This window comes from Elizabethkingia argenteiflava, assembly GCF_009904105.1.
GTDB classification, from domain to species: Bacteria; Bacteroidota; Bacteroidia; order Flavobacteriales; family Weeksellaceae; genus Elizabethkingia; species Elizabethkingia argenteiflava.
In genome coordinates this window covers 67,073-87,305 of record NZ_JAAABJ010000509.1, presented here as the reverse complement: position 1 = coordinate 87,305, position 20,233 = coordinate 67,073, and the positions used below count along the sequence as shown (strand labels likewise).

Sequence of the window (20,233 nt, the reverse complement as noted above, 5' to 3'; positions counted from 1 at the left end):
TTTAAGAAATAATAGGGTGATTCTTTCTTGATGTTTTACACGATTCAAGAATATATTCTGTCAATTTGTCATAAAAAAACTACTGGTATGGAAATTGACAAATAAGGGTAGAGATCAATGTAAAATTCAAGATAAAAATACTAATTATGAGCAAAATAATCGGAATTGATTTAGGAACAACAAACTCTTGTGTGGCAGTAATGGAGGGAAAGGATCCTGTTGTTATTCCCAATGCAGAAGGAAAGAGAACCACGCCCTCTATTGTAGCTTTTACTGAGGATGGGGAGAGAAAGGTAGGTGATCCGGCTAAAAGACAAGCGGTAACCAACCCTACAAATACCGTATATTCTATTAAGCGATTTATCGGAACTCATTTTAAAGATGATGGTTCTGAAGTCGCTAGAGTACCTTACCAGGTGGTGAGTGGACCCAACGATACCGTAAAAGTAAAAATTAACGATAGAGAATATACTCCACAGGAAATCTCCGCCATGACGCTTCAGAAAATGAAGAAGACAGCTGAAGATTACCTTGGGCAAGAAGTAACAAGAGCTGTGATTACAGTGCCTGCTTATTTTAACGATGCCCAAAGACAAGCCACTAAAGAAGCCGGAGAAATTGCGGGTCTTAAAGTGGAAAGAATTATAAATGAACCTACGGCAGCAGCTTTAGCCTATGGTCTTGATAAAGGAAATGGAGATAAAAAAATTGCCGTTTACGACTTAGGAGGAGGTACTTTTGATATTTCTATTCTGGATTTAGGAGATGGAGTATTCGAGGTATTATCCACGAATGGAGATACCCACCTGGGGGGTGATGACTTTGATGATGTAATCATCAACTGGCTAGCTGATGAATTTAAAGCAGAAGAAGGTGTAGACCTTAAATCTGATGCTATTGCACTTCAGCGACTAAAAGAAGCAGCTGAAAAAGCAAAGATCGAATTATCATCTTCTGCGCAGACTGAAATTAACCTTCCTTATATTACTGCTACAGCCACTGGTCCTAAGCACTTGGTGAAAACTTTAACCAAATCTAAATTTGAACAACTAGCTGCTGACTTGGTGAAGCGCTCTATGGACCCTTGTAAGAAGGCTCTTCAGGATGCGGGACTATCCACTTCTGATATTGATGAGGTTATCTTGGTAGGAGGTTCTACACGTATTCCAATTATTCAGAAAGAAGTAGAAGAATTCTTCGGTAAAAAACCTTCTAAAGGAGTAAATCCAGATGAAGTAGTGGCTGTGGGGGCAGCGATTCAAGGAGGGGTTTTAACAGGAGATGTTAAAGACGTATTGCTTTTAGATGTAACACCACTTTCTTTAGGTATTGAAACCATGGGATCTGTGTTTACCAAATTAATTGAAGCCAATACGACCATCCCGACCAAAAAATCTGAAGTATTCTCTACGGCAGCCGACAACCAACCAGCTGTAACGATTAGAGTAGGACAAGGTGAAAGACCTATGTTTAATGATAATAAAGAAATCGGTCGATTTGAACTCTCTGATATTCCACCAGCTCCAAGAGGAGTACCGCAGATTGAAGTAACTTTTGATATTGATGCCAATGGTATTCTTAGCGTATCGGCTAAAGATAAAGGGACAGGCAAAGAACAATCTATCAAAATTCAGGCTTCTTCCGGTCTTTCAGATGAGGAAATCGAAAGAATGAAAAAAGAGGCTCAGGAAAATGCTTCTGCTGATGCTAAGAAAAAAGAGGAGGTTGAAGTTTTTAATAAAGCCGATGGTTTGATTTTCCAAACCGAAAAACAATTAAAGGAATTTGGAGAGAAGCTTTCCGCAGATAAAAAATCTGCTATTGAGGCCGCTGCTGCAGAGTTGAAAACAGCTTTTGAAGCTAAAGATTTAGAAACAGTGAAAACCAAAACAGAAGCCCTAGATGCTGCATGGATGGCTGCATCTCAGGAAATGTATGCACAAGCGCAGCCGGACCCTCAAGCCGGAGCGCAGCAAAATGCAAACGCAGGTTCTGACGATGTACAAGATGCCGACTTTGAAGAGGTGAAGTAAATAATAATTAAATTATTTATAAATATCATATAAAACAGCTGTAGGTTTTAGCCTACAGCTGTTTTTTTATTCAAGTGGAACTGCGGTGCGGTGTTAATAATATGCTCAGGTTTTTGTGAATCTTTATATCACACGATCTTAGATATCAAATAAGAAAAGTTCTCGCAATACCTACATCCCAATGCATCACTGGACATTCCACTGAAGAGAGGTGCATAAGCCCGATCAGTGCATATACAGGACCACATTCTTAAGGTAAAACGCCGATGCAGACGTTTTTAGACAGTAAAACCATGGAAAAAGAAACATGATGAGAAACCTTAAAACAAGCACAAAAAATCCTTGCTTTTGGAAGTGAGGACAATATTGTATCACTGACAAATATTTTAAACCCTAACCGTCAGATCAAATAGCGGCTACTACAGATTAAACAACATAATTTTTTGTCTAAAAGTTTGCTCAATCTATTCCTGTTCACTATTTTTGGGTGTTCATTCCTGCTGAACGTTTAATTTTATTGAACAAAAAAATGTATAGAGATAATGATTTTGTTTATGAAGCCATTGCTTCACTAGAAGACACAACAGGGATTCCTATCGTTATTGAAAGTGTGAGGGAAACCTATGATGTGGTACTTAAAATTAACAATGAGACCTTTTATTGCAGGGCTAAAAAGAATGCAAAAAATGCAAATTATGGCATCATGATGTCTACTTTAAAGGACATGAGTAATTCAAAAAATAACCTTGTCATTGCTGATTATTTAACTAAAAAAACAGCAGAAGAGCTTAAACAAAATAGCATAAATTATCTTGATGCATCCGGAAATGCTTTTATCAAGACCAATAATTTTTTTGTATATATAGAAGGCAGAAAAGTAAAAATCAATAAAAAAACAAACCAAACCCGGGCATTTCAGGAAGCAGGATTGAAATTACTCTTATTACTGGTCTCTAATCCCGAAACCTTACAATTTTCTTATAGAGAATTGGCAGAAAAAACAGGAATTGCTTTAGGATCTGTAAGTAATATCTTTAAAGAACTGGAAGAAAGCCATTATTTATTAAAAACAAGAAACAAAAGGCTTCTAAAAAATCAAGATGAAATCATTGAACGTTGGGTAATTGCCTACAATGAACTATTAAAACCCCGCTCTTTAAGAAAGAAGATGAGGGCTCTAGGAAATGAATTTAATGTCAATAGCATCATAAATAATACCAATATAAAACTCTATTTCGGAGGAGAGCCCGGAGGAGAGCTTTTAACCGGACATCTAAAACCTAAAGATTATATCATATATACGGACGAAGCGACCAGCAAAGTTGCAAAAGAACTGAAACTGGTCCCTGACGAAGCCGGAAATATTGAATTGTATAGTAGATTCTGGACCGATCGTCTTCATTTAAAAAATGAATATACCGCTCCTCCTTTGGTCGTATATGCAGATTTATTAGGTACCGGGAACAATAGAAATATAGAAACAGCTAAAATTATTTTAGAGAATGGAATAATATATCAAGTGAAAAACTAGAGCGTACATTATTAAAAAAAACTATTGGATGAGCTGATTCCAGTATTTCAAAAATTGGAAATCAAATTTTTCGTCAGAGGAGCAACAGCCCGAGATATAATTATGCAACTTCACGGAGAAAAATCCGGTAGACGCACTCAAGATATACATATTGCAATAGCGGTGGATAAAGGGAAGGAATTTAAAAACCATTGAAAACGAAATAATACAACTGCTTGATTTTGTAAAAGATCCAAAACAACAGCAGCGATTGTTGGACCTAAATGATTTTCAATTAGATATAGTTTCGTATGGTGGAATTACAACGGCTGAAGGTAAAATCTTCTGGCCGCCTCACCCGTCTTTTGCAATGAGCGTATTGGGGTCTGAAGAAGCGGAAAAGCATTTGCTTAGGGTCAAGATAGATGATATACTGGATTGTTTTCAGCGTCTCAACCAAAAAATAAAGTAATAGAAACCAATAATATAAGTCAAAATATTTATTAAAAGATAAAAAATGACAAGCACAGTTCAAAGAGAAATATTGCAAAATAAAATATGGAAAATAGCCAACGAGGTACGTGGCTCTGTTGATGGATGGGATTTTAAACATTTTGTATTGGGAACACTCTTTTATCGGTACATCAGTGAACACTTTGCCAATTATATGGAAGGGGGGGATGCTGGTGTTGATTATGCAAAGTTGCCGGATGCTGTTATAACGTCTGAAATTAAAGCCGATGCGGTAAGAACAAAAGGCTATTTTATATATCCTAGCCAATTGTTTGTGAATATTGCTAAAAAAGCCAACACTAACGAAAACCTTAATACCGACTTAAAAGCTATTTTTGATGCTATCGAGAGTTCTGCAAACGGCTATCCTTCTGAATACGATATTAAGGGATTGTTTGCTGATTTCGATACGACCAGTACACGTTTAGGAAATACCGTAGAAAACAAAAACAGCCGGTTGGCTGCTATTTTAAAAGGTGTGGAAGAGTTGAATTTCGGGAGTTTTGAGGACAACCAAATCGACCTTTTTGGCGATGCGTACGAATTTTTAATTAACAACTATGCTGCCAATGCAGGAAAGTCCGGTGGCGAATTCTTTACACCTCAAAATGTATCCAAGCTCATCGCACAGTTGGCGATGCACAAGCAAGCTACGGTAAACAAAATATACGATCCGGCAGCGGGTTCGGGTTCTTTGTTGCTTCAGGCCAAAAAACACTTTGACAACCATATTATCGAAGAGGGTTTCTTTGGGCAAGAGATTAACCATACCACCTACAATCTGGCTCGTATGAACATGTTTTTACACAACATCAATTACGATAAATTTGATATCGCATTGGGCAATACACTGATTGATCCACACTTTGGCGATGAGAAACCATTTGATGCCATTGTATCCAATCCACCGTATTCCGTTAATTGGATAGGTTCCGAAGATCCCACCTTGATTAATGACGATCGTTTTGCTCCTGCTGGTGTATTGGCGCCCAAGTCCAAAGCCGATTTTGCCTTTGTATTGCACGCACTCAGTTATCTCTCTGGTAAAGGAAGAGCAGCTATCGTATGTTTTCCGGGGATATTTTATAGAGGTGGTGCCGAACAAAAGATTAGAAAATATTTGGTGGACAACAATTTTGTAGAAACCATTATCGCCTTACCTCCCAATTTGTTTTATGGCACCTCTATTTCGGTAAATATCTTGGTGCTTTCTAAACACAAGAGCGAAAACAAAACCCAGTTTATAGATGCTACCAGAGAAGGTTTCTTTAGAAAGGTAACCAATAACAATGTGTTGGAAGACAGGCATATTGAAAAGATAATGGACCTTTTTGACCGCAAAACCGATGAAGTGCATATAGCCGTATCTATAGATAATGCTCAAATTGCAGAAAACGATTACAACCTATCGGTAAGCTCGTATGTAGAAGCGAAAGATAATCGTGAAAAGATTGATATTGCGGAGTTGAATACTAAAATAGCAAAAACAGTGGAAAAAATTAATGCTTTGCGTGTCGATATTGATAAAATTGTAAAAGAGATTGAAGCATGAGTTATTTAGATGAATTATTAGAGGGTGTTGAGGTTAAGTGGAAAGCGTTGGGGGAGGTTACCGATTATGAACAACCTACCAAATATTTAGTGAATTCAAATAATTATAATGATAATTTTCAAACTCCCGTTTTAACTGCTGGAAAAACTTTTATTCTCGGATACACTGATGAAACTGCTGGTATTTATAAAGCTTCGGAAATACCTGTTATTATTTTCGATGATTTTACAGCTGCTAAAAAATGGGTTAATTTTGATTTTAAGGCTAAATCATCAGCAATGAAGATGATTACGCCTAAAGACGAATCCAAAATTTCATTAAAGTATATTTATTATTGGCTGGATACCCTGCCCAGTGGATTAATCGATGGAGACCACAAGAGACAGTGGATTAGTAATTATTCCAAAAAACTAATCCCAATCCCATGCCCCGATAATCCAGAAAAGTCACTCGAAATTCAGCAAAAAATAGTTGGCATTCTCGATACTTTTTCAGAGCTTACCGCCGAGCTTACCGCCGAGCTTACCGCTCGTAAACAGCAGTATCATTGCTATAGGGATAAGCTCCTGCGTTTTGACGAAAAGCAAGTAGAATGGAAGACGCTTGGAGAGATCGCTATAATAGGCACAGGCAGTCATGATACCAAAGACGCGATTGATGACGGAAGTTATACGTTTTACGCAAGAGGTATGGCACCATTGCAGCTTAACTCTTATGATTTTGACGAAACGGCAATTATTACAGCGGGTGATGGTGTTGGAGTAGGTAAGGTTTTTCATTGGGCAGTCGGTAAATATGCCCTACACCAAAGAGCTTACAGGGTTGTTCCTAATGCTGACGTTGTCTCCCGATACATTTACCATTATATGGTGGCCAATTTTTATATATACGTTAAGAAAACTTCAGTTCATTCCTCTGTTACATCTTTAAGAAAACCGATGTTTCTAAAATTCCCAATTCCAATACCTTCTCCTGAAGAACAAGAACGTATAGTGTCCATCTTAGACAAATTCGATACGCTTACTACGTCCATCAGCGAAGGTTTGCCTAAAGAAATAGAATTAAGACAAAAACAATATGAGTATTATAGAGATCTGTTATTGACATTTCCAAAAGATAACTTAAAAGTATAATATGGCAACATCATTAACTGAAATAGCGCAGTCTTTAAAGGATGCTCATAAAAAAGTGCAACTAATTTATACATTTAACGGTACGGGTAAAACACTTTTGTCGCCTGAGTTTAAAGAATTGATAGCTCCCAAAAATCCAGAGACCGGGGAAGGGGAAACAAAAATGAAGATGATGTACTACAATGCATTTACCGAAGATTTGTTCTATTGGGATAATGATTTGCACAGCGATGTAGATAGAAAATTGAAAATCCAAGCCAATGTATATTACAACCGAATCATCAACCTATGGAGTCACAGCAAATTTTCGGGCGAAAAAATTTCTATAATCCATCATAACGATAAATAAGTTTTAGTATATTTAGTTAATCAAATTAAAACAAACTATTGTTTTAAATCTAATAACGGCCCAATTGTAGAAGAATAAGATGGCAGAGCCTCACACCATAGATTTTATTGTTTTAGATAATTACACTAGGCATTCTATACCTAAAGAAGCTCTTGTAAGTTATCAAATGGAGCATGCACTCGAGAAAGAATTCATCCAAGACTTAATGAGTCAGGGCTATGAAAATCCGAAAGACCTTACTACCCAGCAAGCCATGTTGGCTAATGTAAGGGTGCAATTGGAGACACTTAATGATGCGGTGTTTACAGATGCCGAATGGGGTCGTTTTGTAGCCGAGTATCTGGATAAACCCGGGGATGGCATCATAGATAAAACAAGAAAGTTACATGATAACTATATTTACGATTTTGTATTTGATGATGGGCGCATTCAAAACATTTATTTAGTCGATAAAAAGAATATTGTTCGGAACAAAGTCCAAGTAATTTCGCAATTCGAACAAAAAGGAACACATGCCAATCGATACGATGTAACGATATTGGTGAATGGTTTGCCTTTAGTACAGGTAGAAATTAAAAAGCGTGGAGTGGCTATCCGTGAGGCATTTAATCAAGTACATCGTTACAGTAAAGAAAGCTTTAATAGCGAAAACTCTCTATTTAAATATTTGCAGTTATTTGTTATATCAAACGGTACCGATAGCCGTTATTTTGCTAATACCGTAAAACGAGATAAAAACAGTTTCGATTTTACCATGAACTGGGCAAAAGCAGATAATTCTTTGATCAGGGATCTGAAAGATTTTACAGCCACTTTTTTTCAGAAACATACTTTATTAAAGGTGATCCTTACCTATTCGGTTTTTGATGCAAGCGATACATTGCTCATCATGCGTCCCTATCAGATAGCGGCGACAGAGAGGATGTTGAGGAAAATAGGAAGTTCGTATCGATCCCAAAAATGGTCTTCCACAGAAGGTGGTGGATTTATATGGCATACCACCGGTTCGGGAAAAACCTTAACCAGTTTTAAAGCAGCAAGACTCGCCACAGAGTTTGAGTTTATAGAGAAAGTATTCTTTGTAGTGGATCGTAAAGATTTGGACTTCCAGACCATAAAAGAATATCAACGTTTTTCTCCCGATAGCGTAAACGGATCAGACAGTACTGCAGGTTTAAAACGCAATATTGAAAAAGCGGATAATAAAATCATTGTAACCACGATTCAGAAACTCAATAATTTGATGAAAAGTGAGGGAGATTTAGAAATTTATCAAAAGCAAGTAGTTTTCATTTTTGATGAAGCTCATCGCTCTCAATTTGGTGAAGCCCAAAATAACCTGAAAGATAAGTTTAAAAAGTTCTATCAATTTGGGTTTACAGGAACGCCTATTTTCCCCGACAATGCTTTGGGTTCCGAGACTACAGCAAGTGTTTTTGGATGTCAGTTGCATTCTTACGTGATTACTGATGCCATTCGGGATGAAAAAGTATTAAAGTTTAAGGTAGATTATAACGATGTAAGGCCTCAATTTAAGTGTATAGAGCAAGAACAAGATGAGAAAAAACTAAGTGCTGCAGAAAATACAAAAGCACTACTTCATCCGGCTCGTATCAAAGAAATTTCGCAATACATTTTGCGAAATTTCAGAATCAAAACCCACAGAAACCAAGTTAGCAACAACGGATTTAATGCCATGTTTGCGGTAAGCAGTGTAGATGCCGCTAAACTCTATTACGAAGAACTGAATAGGTTGCAAAAAGAAAGCGAAAAACCACTTAAAATTGCAAGCATTTTTTCCTTTGCGGCCAACGAAGAACAAAATGCAGCTGGTGAAATTCCTGATGAAACTTTTGAGCCTTCTGCCATGCATAGTAGTGCTAAAGAGTTTTTAACCAAAGCCATCCATGATTATAATACCATGTTCAAAACCAGTTATGGGGTTGGGAGCAAAGAATTTCAAAACTACTATCGTGACTTAGCAAAACGTGTAAAAAGTAAAGAGGTAGACCTCATTATAGTAGTAGGTATGTTCCTTACCGGATTTGATGCACCTAGGCTGAATACGCTTTTTGTAGATAAGAACTTGCGTTACCATGGCTTAATGCAGGCCTTTTCGCGTACCAATCGTATTTATGATGCAACGAAAACTTTTGGTAATATCGTTACATTTCGAGATTTAGAAAAAGCCACCATTAATGCCATTACTTTATTTGGGGATAAGAACACCAAAAATGTGGTGCTTGAAAAAAGCTATAAAGAGTATCTGGAGGGGTTTACAGATATCGTCACAGGCGAAGCCCGCAGAGGTTATATTGAGGTGGTAAATGAGTTGAATGAAAGGTTTCCCAACCCTGATAAAATTTTTACAGAAAAAGATAAAAAAGAATTTGCAAAGCTTTTTGGAGAGTATTTACGTGTGGAAAATATATTGCAGAACTACGATGAATTTACGCATCTAAGAGCTTTACAGGAAATCGATTTGAATGATAATGAGACTGTGCAAGCTTTCAAAGAAACTTATTTCGTAACAGATGAGGAAATTGATGGCATGCAAACAATTGCTCTGTTGCCGGAAAGAACAGTCCAAGATTATCGTTCTACTTATAATGATATACGCGATTGGATAAGACGAGAAAAAAAGGGAAAAGAAGCAGCGGAATCTACAATCGATTGGGATGATGTTGTTTTTGAAATAGACTTGTTGAAATCACAAGAAATCAATCTGGATTACATTCTTGAATTAATTTTTGAAAACAACAAAAAGACCAAAGATAAAGTTGCTCTAGTAGAAGAGATTCGCAGAGTTGTGCGTGCCAGTATAGGCAACAGAGCAAAAGAGTCCTTAGTTGTTGATTTTATTAACGAAACCAATCTTGATATGATTCAGGATAAAGCGGGGATAATCGATACCTTTTTTGAATATGCACAGGCAAAACAAAAAATAGAGGCCTCAGCATTAATTACAGATGAAAATCTAAATGAGGAGGCGACAAAGAGATACATATCTGCCTCATTGAAACGAGAATTTGCCAGTGAAAATGGTACGGAGCTGAATGCTATTTTACCTAAAATAAGTCCGTTAAATCCACAATATTTAATCAAGAAACGAAGCGTTTTTCAAAAAATCAGTGCCTTTGTAGAGAAGTTTAAGGGAGTGGGAGGACCACTTTAAATCAGGACATAAACTCTTATATTCTAACAGGAAACAATGGAGATACAACAGTTAACAGGAAAAAGAGAAAGGAATCAAGACTTTATCTGAATCGGTTAATATTTAATCTGACAGTTATCATCAAATTGAATAACTTTAAAATAGATTAAGTATTGACGAATTCACAGTAGCATATTTTTGAAAAGAAAAAAGGTTTTCCTTAGGAAAACCTTTTTTAGTGGTTGACTTATTTTTACTGAATTTCAATCATCCGCGGAGATGACTGTTGTTTTGCTTTTTCCGTTTTAGGAATACTGATCTTTAGGACACCCTGATCATATTTTGCTTGGATGTGCTCTTCATCCACCACGTCTTTGGCAAGCTCAAAGCTACGTTGGAAAGACTGATAGCTGAATTCCCTTCGGGTATAATTGTCTTTATTTTCTTCCGTTTCGTTTTTTCGTGACGATGTAATGGTAAGAAGGTTGCCTTCCAGGGTAATCTGAAAATCTTTTTTTTCCATGCCCGGTGCTGCCACTTCCACTTCGAAATTTTCCGGATTTTCCTTAATATTTGCCGAAGGAACAGTGCTTAAGGTAGAAGAAAAATTATGATTGCCCCAGTTAAAAAGTTCGCGGCTGAAAAAATCATCGAACAGTGCACGTGGATTGATAGGGAGCAGGCTATCATTGTTTTTCTTTAAGATTGACATAACAAACGAATTTTTAAAAGTTAAACAATAATTAAAGAATACACCAAGATAACTTCAAAGTGTGTGCCAGGGTGTAGAATAGGAAAATTTGTTACCCCAACTGAAAAATTGTCACTGACAAAGGCTTGATTCTCTGTATTAAAGCCGACATACTGTCTTATTGCAAGACTTCATAATATAGGACCCGCTTAATTTTTCATCTCTACTTCTTTTAATTTAAAATGCTGTATAAATAAGTTTATAATGGCCACGTGATTACAAATTTTTATAGCAAATCATTTTTTGGGTCCAAGGAATGTAATTGACAAATCCAAGCCCTATCTTTGTAACTTTCAAAAAATATAAAAAAATGAATGAAGATAATATCCGCAGACTGGAACATATATCAGTACATTATGTTCGTAATAAAATGAATGGGGAGGGCATGCTGCTATCAGAAAGCGAGCTGGAATTGGATCCTGATATCAGGCTGTTACTCAAAGATTTTTTCCTAACCCCTTTCAAGTCGGGCGTATATTATCAGTTTTATGATGAAGAGGCCCTCGAGAACAATGTGGTCTTTTCTCTCGTAGCAAAAATTTTTGAAAAACCTGAATTTTTCCACGAAGAATCTAAAAACCTAGCTCAGCACCTTTATCATAAGACCTTGCATAACAACATTAAAGATGGAGAGTTTTATATCGTTTACTTTGAGGATTACGTATTAGAAGGAAAAATAGTAGATGCTGTAGGTCTCTTTAAAACCGAGAATAAAGAAACCTTTTTAAAGGTTATGCCTCAGGAAGATAGTTTTCAGATCCATAAAGATCAGGGTATTCATCTCAGGAAGCTGGATAAGGGGTGTCTTATTTTTAATACTCACCAGGAAGAAGGATATTGGGTATCTGTAATCGACACGACTAAAACAGGTGTAGAAGCTCGCTATTGGGTAGATGATTTCTTACAGCTTCAGCAGCGTAAAGACGAATATTTTAATACCGAATATACCTTGTCTATGTATAAAAATTACGTTACTGAGCAGTTGCCACAGGAATATGAAATCAGCAAAGCCGATCAGGCCGATTTTCTCAATAAATCTATTCATTTTTTTAAAGATAAAGAGAATTTCGAGTTAGAGGAGTTCAAGAAGCAGGTGTTGGTACATCCCGAAGTGATAGACAGCTTTGATGAGTACAAAAAGCAATACGAGGAGGAAAGGGATATCCAGTTGGAAGAGAACTTTGCCATAGTTCCAAGCGCGGTGAAGAAACAACAAAGACATTTTAAAAGCGTGATTAAATTGGATAAAAATTTTCATATTTATGTACATGGAGACCGCAAAAAAATAGAAACCGGAGAGGATGAGAAAGGGAAGTTTTATCGTCTCTATTTTGAGGAGGAAAAGTAGGAGAAATTTTTTGGGGTATAGCAGCATGAAAAAACAGATGATCGTCCTATAAAAAAGGCTTAAAAAAACTTATTAAATCATATATTTTTCTCGTTTAAAGGATAATAAACGCTTTTTATTGAGTAAATAATTTATTATATTTGGTAATCTATAAAATATAAAATATGAAAGTAAGTGTAGTAGGAGCTGGTGCTGTAGGAGCGAGTTGTGCAGAGTATATCGCCATGAAGAATTTTGCTACGGAAGTAGTCTTGGTGGATATTAAAGAAGGATTCGCAGAAGGCAAGGCCATGGACCTTATGCAGACAGCTTCCCTTAATGGTTTTGATACTAAGATTACAGGGATAACAAACGATTATACCAAAACAGCCGGCTCTCAAGTAGCCGTGATCACTTCTGGCATTCCGCGTAAGCCAGGGATGACTCGTGAAGAACTGATAGGCATTAACGCTGGAATTGTAAAAGAAGTCGCCCAAAATATATTGAAGCATTCACCAGAAGCTATTCTCATCGTGGTGAGTAATCCCATGGACACCATGGCCTATTTGATCAATAAAGTTACAGGATTGCCTAAAAATAGAGTGATAGGTATGGGTGGAGCCTTAGATAGTGCACGTTTTAAATATAGACTGGCAGAGGCCCTACAAAGTCCGGTATCTGATGTAGACGGCATGGTGATCGCTGCCCATAGCGATACAGGGATGTTGCCTTTAACTCGATTTGCGACCAGAAAAGGTGTGCCTGTAAGTACTTTTTTAGATGAAGAGCAACTAAAAAATATTACCGAAGCAACCAAGGTGGGAGGAGCAACCCTCACCAAGCTTCTGGGAACTTCGGCATGGTATGCGCCAGGAGCTGCGGTTTCTGTCATGGTACAGTCTATCGTCAACGATCAGAAAAAATTAATCCCCTGTTCTACTCTCCTGGAAGGCGAGTATAGCCAACAAGATATCTGTTTAGGCGTGCCTTGTATTATCGGTAAAAATGGAGTGGAGCATATTAGCCTATTAGATTTAAATAAAATGGAAAAAGAAAAATTCCAGTCGGCGGCTGATGCGGTAAGAGAAGTGAATAAGGATTTAAAATTTTAAAACCTCAATAAAAAATAAAAAAGAGACTTCGAAAAGGCCTTTTTTTATGGGACATTCTGGTAAAATGAAACCAGAAAATCTATGTTAAAATTATTAGTGAGCATAATATAGAACGTGCTTGAGTTTAATGGTCTCGATAAAAATGCTGCGTCTCTCCGGGGATTAAAAACAAATCAGATAGGGTGATAAACACAGAATACAAAAGCAGTTCCTAAGAATTAGGAACTGCTTTTTCGTTAGTTAAAAAAAATCTGTTAATATGAAGTGTCATATAGCTTTCAAATAGGATGCCAGAAAATAAGGGATTAACTAATTTTAAGTAATATTTATTTTGTGTTATGAAAACTTAACAGTTTTTTTAGCATAATGCAATAGAATAGAGCTTAAAAATTTTTAGGAAGCAGCCCTCAAACCCCAAAATAAGTTAATTATCCCTATATTACATCATTTATTTTGGCAATATGCATACTATCATATTGAGATCTCAAGTTTAAGATATTGCATTTTCATAGGCTTCCCAGCCTTTTATTTTATAGGTTAATGCAGCTTGTTCAATGTTCTCGGCTTTATAGATACCCCTCCCGACAATAATAAAATCGGTGTGCAATTTTTTAAAAACATATTCTGGAGTGCGGTATTGTTGTCCCTTATCATCATCAGCTGTAGTAAGGTGAACACCTGGAGTGAATAGCAACAGATCATCCTGAATTTGATTTTGAGCTACACAGCCTATTACATTGGGGTTGTTTGTAATAATTTTCATCGCTTCTTCACGATAATGAGCATCGGTAAGGTTAGATTTTGAAGACATTCCTAAAATGGCGATAATACCTGTCTGAGCAAAACTCTGTAAAGCTTGGGTACCGCCAATGGCATGAGCCGTTACCATATCTGCCCAATTGGAAATTTTATACATGCCTTGTGAAAATTGTAATTCTTGAGTATTGCCAATATCACCGAATTTTCGGTCTTCCATCAGTAAAAAATCATGTTTTTCGGCAATATCTTTTAAGCGAAGAATGGTTTGCTGATAATCGAAATCCCTAATAATATCGATATGGGTTTTAAGTCCCGCGATATGAGGGCCTAGCGTTTCTGCCAAGTTTAATAGTTCTTGTGTAGTAGTAACGTCTGCAGAAGCAATGAGATTACTCTTTTTTTGCAAGGCGATTTCTAGTAATCTGGTGGCCACTGGGTGATCGATATTTTTTAGCTTTTCTTCATAACGCGTTTTTTTCTTTTCTTCAAAAGTAATGCTATGACCTCCCAGAAAATCATGAATTCTTTCTACTTCATCTTCTGTAAGCTGTTGTTCTTCCTGCAAAATTTTTACAATTTCCGATATGGTAAATAAAGTATGAACCTGATAACCTTTTTCCTGAAGCTTTTCCCGTCCTCCTTGCTGTCTATCGAGTACTACGATAATATCAGACACTTTTAGTCCTTCATTTTCCACTTCATAAATGGTTTCTAAAAGAGATTTTCCAGAAGTAATAACATCTTCTACCAATAAGCAATTTTGACCTTTGTGAAAAAGACCCTCTATGAGTTTTTTGGTACCGTAGGTTTTGGCTTCTTTTCTTTTGAGGATAAGGGGGATATAGCTCTCTAGCGACATGGCTGTAGCCATAGGGAGTGCGGCATATGGAACTCCACAAATCAGATCGAAATTATCCAAAGGAAGAATTTCTAAAAGATAATTAGAGAGTTGCTTAAGAATTTTAGGATCTGAGGCTAAAGGGCGTAGGTCTACATAAAAAGGACTTTCAATTCCACTTTTAAGGGTAAATTTTCCGAATTTAATTATGCCCAATTTATAGGCTTCAAGGAAAAATGCTCTTTTCGTTTTCATTTACATTTTAGATTTCGACAAAGATAGGAATTTACTTGGCAGTTATGGATTTGTATGTGAGGTGATGTTGCCTATCAATAGGACTGTAGTCTCTATGCCTTAGCTTATTTTTATGGGAGATAAGAAAGCGCCAAGCGATAAATATAAGGTTGATAGTCTCATACAAACCAGTTTACGAGATATAAATTTTAACGAGTATATTCTTTGCTAAGCTGATTTAGGGAGTGTGTAAATCTTTTGGGCTGTAGAAGTATTTTAATACACATTGATCCCCGTTAAAATCCTTCCAACAATCAATATCAATTTCAAATCCACCCACACCGCAGGTAGGAAAACTAATGATATCCTTCCCCGAGAAGAGATTTGTAAAGTTGGAGATACCATTGTTATGAGAAAATAAAGCGACGTTGGTATAGTCATCATCAATCCTGTGGATGGTTTCCATAAAATCGCTTTCGTGAGCATTATAAAGCGGAGGATAGGTGCTTATCTGTGCTTTTTTATAGACTTCATGAAAGAGCAGGCAGGTATGATAAGCTCTGTTAGCGGGGCTAGATATAAGTGCTTGAATTGCAATGCCTTTTTCTTTAAGATGTGCCGCCATTGCGCTTGCATTACTTTTTCCGTGTTCCGTGAGGGGGCGGTTGAAATCTTCCACCCCCTCCGGCCAATCACTTTTTGCATGACGTACTAAAATTAATTTTTTCATATTCTTTGAGCAGATGGTAAATAGTTTTAAGATGAGTAAAGTTATAAAAAAATAATAAGGAGATTCTTAAGAATCGAGGGGGAGGCATACCTTTTCGTTAGTGATAGAATTCTATTTTTTAAGAAGATAATATTCGCAGGCTTCATAACTTAAAAAAATAATTAAATTTGCAGGATGGGACAGATAATGGCTATTGATTATGGTAAAGTCCGTACCGGCTTGGCTGTTACGGATGATTTACAGATCATTGCATCAGCACTGCAAACCGTAGAAACACCCAAACTCCTGGATTTCCTAAAGGAATATTTCCAAGCGAATAGGGTAGAAGAGATTGTGGTGGGTCTTCCTACGGATCTCAGGGGCAATCTCTCGGCAATAGAGATGGAAATTCAAGCGTTTTTAAAGCAATTTGAAACTGCATTTCCGGAGGTGAAGATTAACCGTCTTGATGAGAGGTTTACCAGTAAAATGGCTTCCTTTGTTATCAGTCAGAGCGGTAAAAGTAAAAAGGAAAGACAACAAAAAGGTTTAATAGACAAAATAAGTGCCACCCTTATTTTGCAGAATTTTTTAGAAAAAAGATGATATTACCAATTCGCGCTTATGGCGATCCTGTTTTAAGAAAAAAAGCACATGATATTAGCAGGGATTATCCCGGGCTAACATCCTTAATCGATAATATGTTTGAAACCATGTATCAGGCGCATGGCATAGGGCTGGCAGCACCTCAGATAGGCCTCGATATTCGTTTATTTGTAATCGACATTCGGCCTTTAGCAGAGGATGAAGAGTATGTGGACGTTCGAGGGGAGCTTCAGAATTTTAAAAAAGTATTTATCAACGCTCACATATTGGATTATGAGGGAGAGCCTTGGAAATTTAACGAAGGCTGTCTTAGCATTCCCGATATCCGCGAGGATGTAAGTCGGCCGGAGACCATTACCATGGAGTATTATGATGAGAATTTTGTGAAACACACCCAAACTTTTTCAGACATCCGGGCCCGCGTCATTCAACACGAGTACGACCATATTGACGGTATTTTATTTACCGATAAACTAAGCGCACTCAAGAAAAAAATAATAAAGGGAAAACTGAATAAAATTGCTGCCGGGGAGATCGCTGTGGATTATAAAATGAGGTTTCCAAAATAGTCTAGATAAACAGAATATTAACCAAGATAAAAAATAAAGATGCAGTTAGAAAAAATCATCTCGATTTCAGGAAAACCGGGATTGTTCAGGCTTGTTTCTCAGCTGAGAACAGGTTTTATTATAGAAGATATTATAACCCATAAAAAGGCCAATATTTCCAATACCAGCCAGGTAAGCCTTTTGGATAATATCTCTATGTTCACTTTTGAAAGTGAAGTGCCTTTATTTGAGGTGTTTCATCATATTGCAAAAAAAGAAGATTTTAAAAGCACGATTAATCATAAGTCTTCTGGTGAAGATCTTAGAATTTTTATGTCGCAAGTACTTCCTAATTATGATGTGGACAGGGTGTATGAATCGGATATTAAAAAATTGGTCCAGTGGTATAATATTTTGGAAAAAGCCGGCTATATCAAGCCCGAAAACTTTACCGCTCTAAACGCTGAAAATGAAGAAACCCCTGAAGCGGAAGAGGTGAAAACAAAAAAAGCACCAGCGAAAAAAACAGAGAAAACTGCAGCTGAAAAGCCTGCAAAGAAAAGCACTAAAAAGAAAATCGAAGAATAAGATTTTTTTAAATCTACGAGACTCTGTTCCCCTTTAGGGAGCAGAGTTTTTTGTGGGCAAGAAATTAGCTAAATTTGGTTGCCTTAAAAATATAGATAAAAAATACTATGAATACCAAAGCTCAAAAACTAGAATCTTTTGGACAACTTTTGGACATTATGGACGAGTTACGCGAAAAGTGCCCATGGGATCGCAAACAGACCTTACAATCGCTGCGTCACTTAACCCTGGAAGAGGTGTATGAACTCTCGGATGCGCTGTTAAGCGAAGATCTGGAAGAGATAAAAAAAGAGTTGGGAGATGTATTGTTGCATTTGGTATTCTATGCTAAAATAGGGGAAGAAAAGCAAAGTTTTGATATAGCCGAGGTCATTCAGGCTCTTAATGAAAAATTAATTTTCCGACATCCGCATATTTATGGTGATATAAAGGTGAAGGATGAAGAAGAAGTAACGCAAAATTGGGAGAGACTTAAACTTAAAGAGGGAAATGCTTCTGTTTTAGCCGGGGTGCCTAAGGGACTTCCTCCTATGATTAAGGCTTTTCGCATTCAAGATAAGGCCAAGGGCATAGGCTTTGATTTTCCTACTGCAGAGGAAGCCTGGAAAAAGGTGGAGGAGGAGTTATCCGAATTTCGAGCAGAAAAGGAGGTGGATAAAATAGAAGCAGAATTGGGAGATCTTATCTTTTCTCTTGTTAATTATTCCAGGATTTTGGGCATCAATGCAGATACTGCATTGGAGAGGACCAATCGAAAATTTATCAGACGCTTTCAAGCGATGGAAGAGTTGGCTTTGCAAAGTGGAACTTCTCTTTCCGAAATGCCACTGGAAGAAATGGGCGAGTTGTGGAACAGCGTAAAAAAAGATACGGAGACACCAGAGTAAAGTGTACTTTAAAAAACTAAAAACATGTTAAAATCTATATTATTAGTAGGCTTTGGTGGAGGGATTGGAAGTATCTTGCGGTATCTGGTATCCTTATATTTTAGTAAAAGTAGTCTTGGAGCCTTTCCGTGGGGTACTTTTATGGTTAACGTGTTAGGTTGCTTTATGATAGGTGTTCTACTGGGATTATTTGAGCGATATCAGTGTTTGAACCCCGATTTTAAATATTTATTTGTGACTGGTTTTTGTGGAGGTTTTACCACATTTTCAACCTTTGCCGCGGAAAGTCTGGATCTATTTCATTCAGAAAACTTACTCATCGCCTCCATCTATATTGCAGCCAGTGTTTTTATGGGTTTATTAGCCGTTTGGGCAGGAGGCGTGATTCTAAAATAAGAGGATAATCTCTTATTCTCGCCCATGTTTTTTTATTATATTAAATGAAAAAATAGTATAAACTTTAATTTATACTATTTTTTATATATTTGGATTTAATAAATGATTGAAAAATGAGTTTTATTTTTGTTTTTTAACATCATCAGTAGGAAGTCTATTTTTAATTTTTCGAGGAAACTTCTTTTTTTATCAGTTGAATGTTATTTGATATGAAATTCTAATTCACTTAAATTCCAATATATTATGAAAAAAATTCTTTTATCAGTGGTGGTATTTATGACTGCTTTGTCATTTAATGCCTGTTCGGATTCAGAAATGAATCGCTCTAATCCTGTAGTGGGGGCAGAATCTCAAACCCATTCAGCGAATATTGATTTTGGTAAAACCATACCTGTTAGTATGATTAAAGAAGATGGCTTAATCAAGGTGGGTTTTATGATTTCAGCACAATTTTACACCCTAAAAAATACGGCGGAAAATAAGCAAAGTATTAATTTAATTGAGAAGGCTATTCAACGGGAAACCCCTATCCATGTTTATCTAAAGCCTAATAGTACAGAAATCGCTAATATAGAGCATATAACACCAGCGGAGGCAAGATCTTTTAAATCCATGTTAACCAAAAGGAGTAATGAAAGGAGTAGGGGAGCAGTGGGCACTTTAGAGAGTGTTATCCCGGATCAGGCGACTTTAATAGATTTGTTTAAACAAATTAAAAGTCAGTCTTGTGGATCTTCTACATCTTCTCGGGAGTGTATTAACTTTGGTTATCCGGTGGATGGATGCTATGCCCGCGCACATAAAATGAGAGAGATCTTGATGCGCAATGGATATGACTGTGAAAAACAGTTTGTATACGGTAACTTAAAAGCAAGCAATGGCTCTTGTTGTGTATCCTGGAATTATCATGTAGCAATTTTGGTAAGCTATAGAAACGCTTCGGGGAATATTGAAAAAAGAATTATAGATCCTTCGTTATTTCCAAATCGCCCCGTAACGGATCAGGAATGGAGGGATGCCTGTACTAATTCTTCTTGTGGGGGGACCTCTGTTTCTTCCTATGCGAATACGCCAGGTGATGTTTATTACCGCAGTCGTTCTGGATTCCAAAAGTACGATGATGACTCCGTAAATACGAATTGTGTATTGACAATTTTCTCGGGGCTTTCAGGATGTTATCCTTCTCCTGCCCCTAGTGTAAGACGTTGTGACTATTAAAATAATAACTGCAATG

Annotated in this window: 17 protein-coding genes; 14 read left to right on the top strand and 3 right to left on the bottom strand. The window is 36.9% G+C overall.

Going from position 1 to position 20,233, the window contains the following annotated elements; genetic code table 11:
• Positions 1-146: 146 nt before the first annotated feature.
• The 6 genes from dnaK to GNY06_RS07325 all read left to right on the top strand — a co-directional run bounded on the left by dnaK (position 147) and on the right by GNY06_RS07325 (position 10,265).
• The gene (gene dnaK, locus GNY06_RS07355) at positions 147-2,033 is read left to right on the top strand and encodes a molecular chaperone DnaK (protein WP_166519470.1); all 1,887 of its coding nucleotides are present in this window, start codon (positions 147-149) and stop codon (positions 2,031-2,033) included.
• Between the two features lie 529 nt (positions 2,034-2,562).
• Entirely contained in the window at positions 2,563-3,564 is a 1,002-nt protein-coding gene (locus GNY06_RS07350) for a type IV toxin-antitoxin system AbiEi family antitoxin (protein WP_166519469.1), read from the top strand.
• Between the two features lie 496 nt (positions 3,565-4,060).
• Entirely contained in the window at positions 4,061-5,608 is a 1,548-nt protein-coding gene (locus GNY06_RS07340) for a type I restriction-modification system subunit M (RefSeq protein ID WP_166519467.1), read from the top strand.
• Complete coding sequence (locus GNY06_RS07335) at positions 5,605-6,741, top strand: restriction endonuclease subunit S (protein ID WP_166519466.1); 1,137 nt, start codon at positions 5,605-5,607, stop codon at positions 6,739-6,741. The genes GNY06_RS07340 and GNY06_RS07335 overlap by 4 nt, the downstream gene beginning before the upstream one ends.
• A gap of 1 nt (position 6,742) precedes the next feature.
• A complete protein-coding gene (locus tag GNY06_RS07330) occupies positions 6,743-7,090 on the top strand; it encodes a hypothetical protein (RefSeq protein ID WP_176589995.1) in 348 nt (115 codons plus the stop codon).
• A gap of 79 nt (positions 7,091-7,169) precedes the next feature.
• Positions 7,170-10,265, top strand: coding sequence for a type I restriction endonuclease subunit R (locus GNY06_RS07325; RefSeq protein ID WP_166519465.1), 3,096 nt, complete (start codon positions 7,170-7,172; stop codon positions 10,263-10,265).
• Between the two features lie 232 nt (positions 10,266-10,497).
• Here GNY06_RS07325 and GNY06_RS07320 read toward each other — a convergent pair whose 3' ends face one another.
• Positions 10,498-10,956 carry an Hsp20/alpha crystallin family protein gene (locus GNY06_RS07320; RefSeq protein WP_166519464.1) on the bottom strand — a complete coding sequence of 153 codons (459 nt, stop codon included), beginning with the start codon at positions 10,954-10,956 and terminating at the stop codon, positions 10,498-10,500.
• A 349-nt stretch (positions 10,957-11,305) separates the two neighbouring features.
• Between GNY06_RS07320 and GNY06_RS07315 the strand changes: the two genes are divergently transcribed.
• The gene (locus tag GNY06_RS07315) at positions 11,306-12,343 is read left to right on the top strand and encodes a nucleoid-associated protein (protein WP_166519463.1); all 1,038 of its coding nucleotides are present in this window, start codon (positions 11,306-11,308) and stop codon (positions 12,341-12,343) included.
• A 164-nt stretch (positions 12,344-12,507) separates the two neighbouring features.
• The gene (locus GNY06_RS07310) at positions 12,508-13,434 is read left to right on the top strand and encodes a malate dehydrogenase (RefSeq protein WP_166519462.1); all 927 of its coding nucleotides are present in this window, start codon (positions 12,508-12,510) and stop codon (positions 13,432-13,434) included.
• Between the two features lie 490 nt (positions 13,435-13,924).
• On the opposite strand, the gene GNY06_RS07305 is transcribed toward GNY06_RS07310, so the two are convergent.
• Both GNY06_RS07305 and GNY06_RS07300 read right to left on the bottom strand, forming a co-directional pair.
• Positions 13,925-15,286, bottom strand: coding sequence for an orotate phosphoribosyltransferase (locus tag GNY06_RS07305; RefSeq protein WP_166519461.1), 1,362 nt, complete (start codon positions 15,284-15,286; stop codon positions 13,925-13,927).
• Positions 15,287-15,503: 217 nt separating this feature from the next.
• Positions 15,504-15,995: a SixA phosphatase family protein gene (locus GNY06_RS07300; RefSeq protein WP_166519460.1), complete on the bottom strand. Its 492-nt coding sequence runs from the start codon at positions 15,993-15,995 to the stop codon at positions 15,504-15,506.
• A gap of 174 nt (positions 15,996-16,169) precedes the next feature.
• On the opposite strand from GNY06_RS07300, the gene ruvX reads away from it, so the two are divergent.
• The 6 genes from ruvX to GNY06_RS07270 all read left to right on the top strand — a co-directional run bounded on the left by ruvX (position 16,170) and on the right by GNY06_RS07270 (position 20,217).
• Positions 16,170-16,580, top strand: a complete 411-nt coding sequence (gene ruvX / locus GNY06_RS07295; protein ID WP_166519459.1) for a Holliday junction resolvase RuvX — start codon at positions 16,170-16,172, stop codon at positions 16,578-16,580.
• The gene (gene def, locus GNY06_RS07290) at positions 16,577-17,149 is read left to right on the top strand and encodes a peptide deformylase (RefSeq protein WP_166519458.1); all 573 of its coding nucleotides are present in this window, start codon (positions 16,577-16,579) and stop codon (positions 17,147-17,149) included. The genes ruvX and def overlap by 4 nt, the downstream gene beginning before the upstream one ends.
• A gap of 39 nt (positions 17,150-17,188) precedes the next feature.
• The gene (locus GNY06_RS07285) at positions 17,189-17,716 is read left to right on the top strand and encodes a DUF5606 family protein (RefSeq protein WP_166519457.1); all 528 of its coding nucleotides are present in this window, start codon (positions 17,189-17,191) and stop codon (positions 17,714-17,716) included.
• Between the two features lie 107 nt (positions 17,717-17,823).
• Positions 17,824-18,603: a nucleoside triphosphate pyrophosphohydrolase gene (mazG, locus tag GNY06_RS07280; protein ID WP_166519456.1), complete on the top strand. Its 780-nt coding sequence runs from the start codon at positions 17,824-17,826 to the stop codon at positions 18,601-18,603.
• A 24-nt stretch (positions 18,604-18,627) separates the two neighbouring features.
• Positions 18,628-18,999: a fluoride efflux transporter CrcB gene (gene crcB / locus GNY06_RS07275; protein ID WP_166519455.1), complete on the top strand. Its 372-nt coding sequence runs from the start codon at positions 18,628-18,630 to the stop codon at positions 18,997-18,999.
• Between the two features lie 243 nt (positions 19,000-19,242).
• Complete coding sequence (locus GNY06_RS07270; protein ID WP_166519454.1) at positions 19,243-20,217, top strand: protein-glutamine glutaminase; 975 nt, start codon at positions 19,243-19,245, stop codon at positions 20,215-20,217.
• The last annotated feature ends 16 nt before the right edge of the window (positions 20,218-20,233 follow it).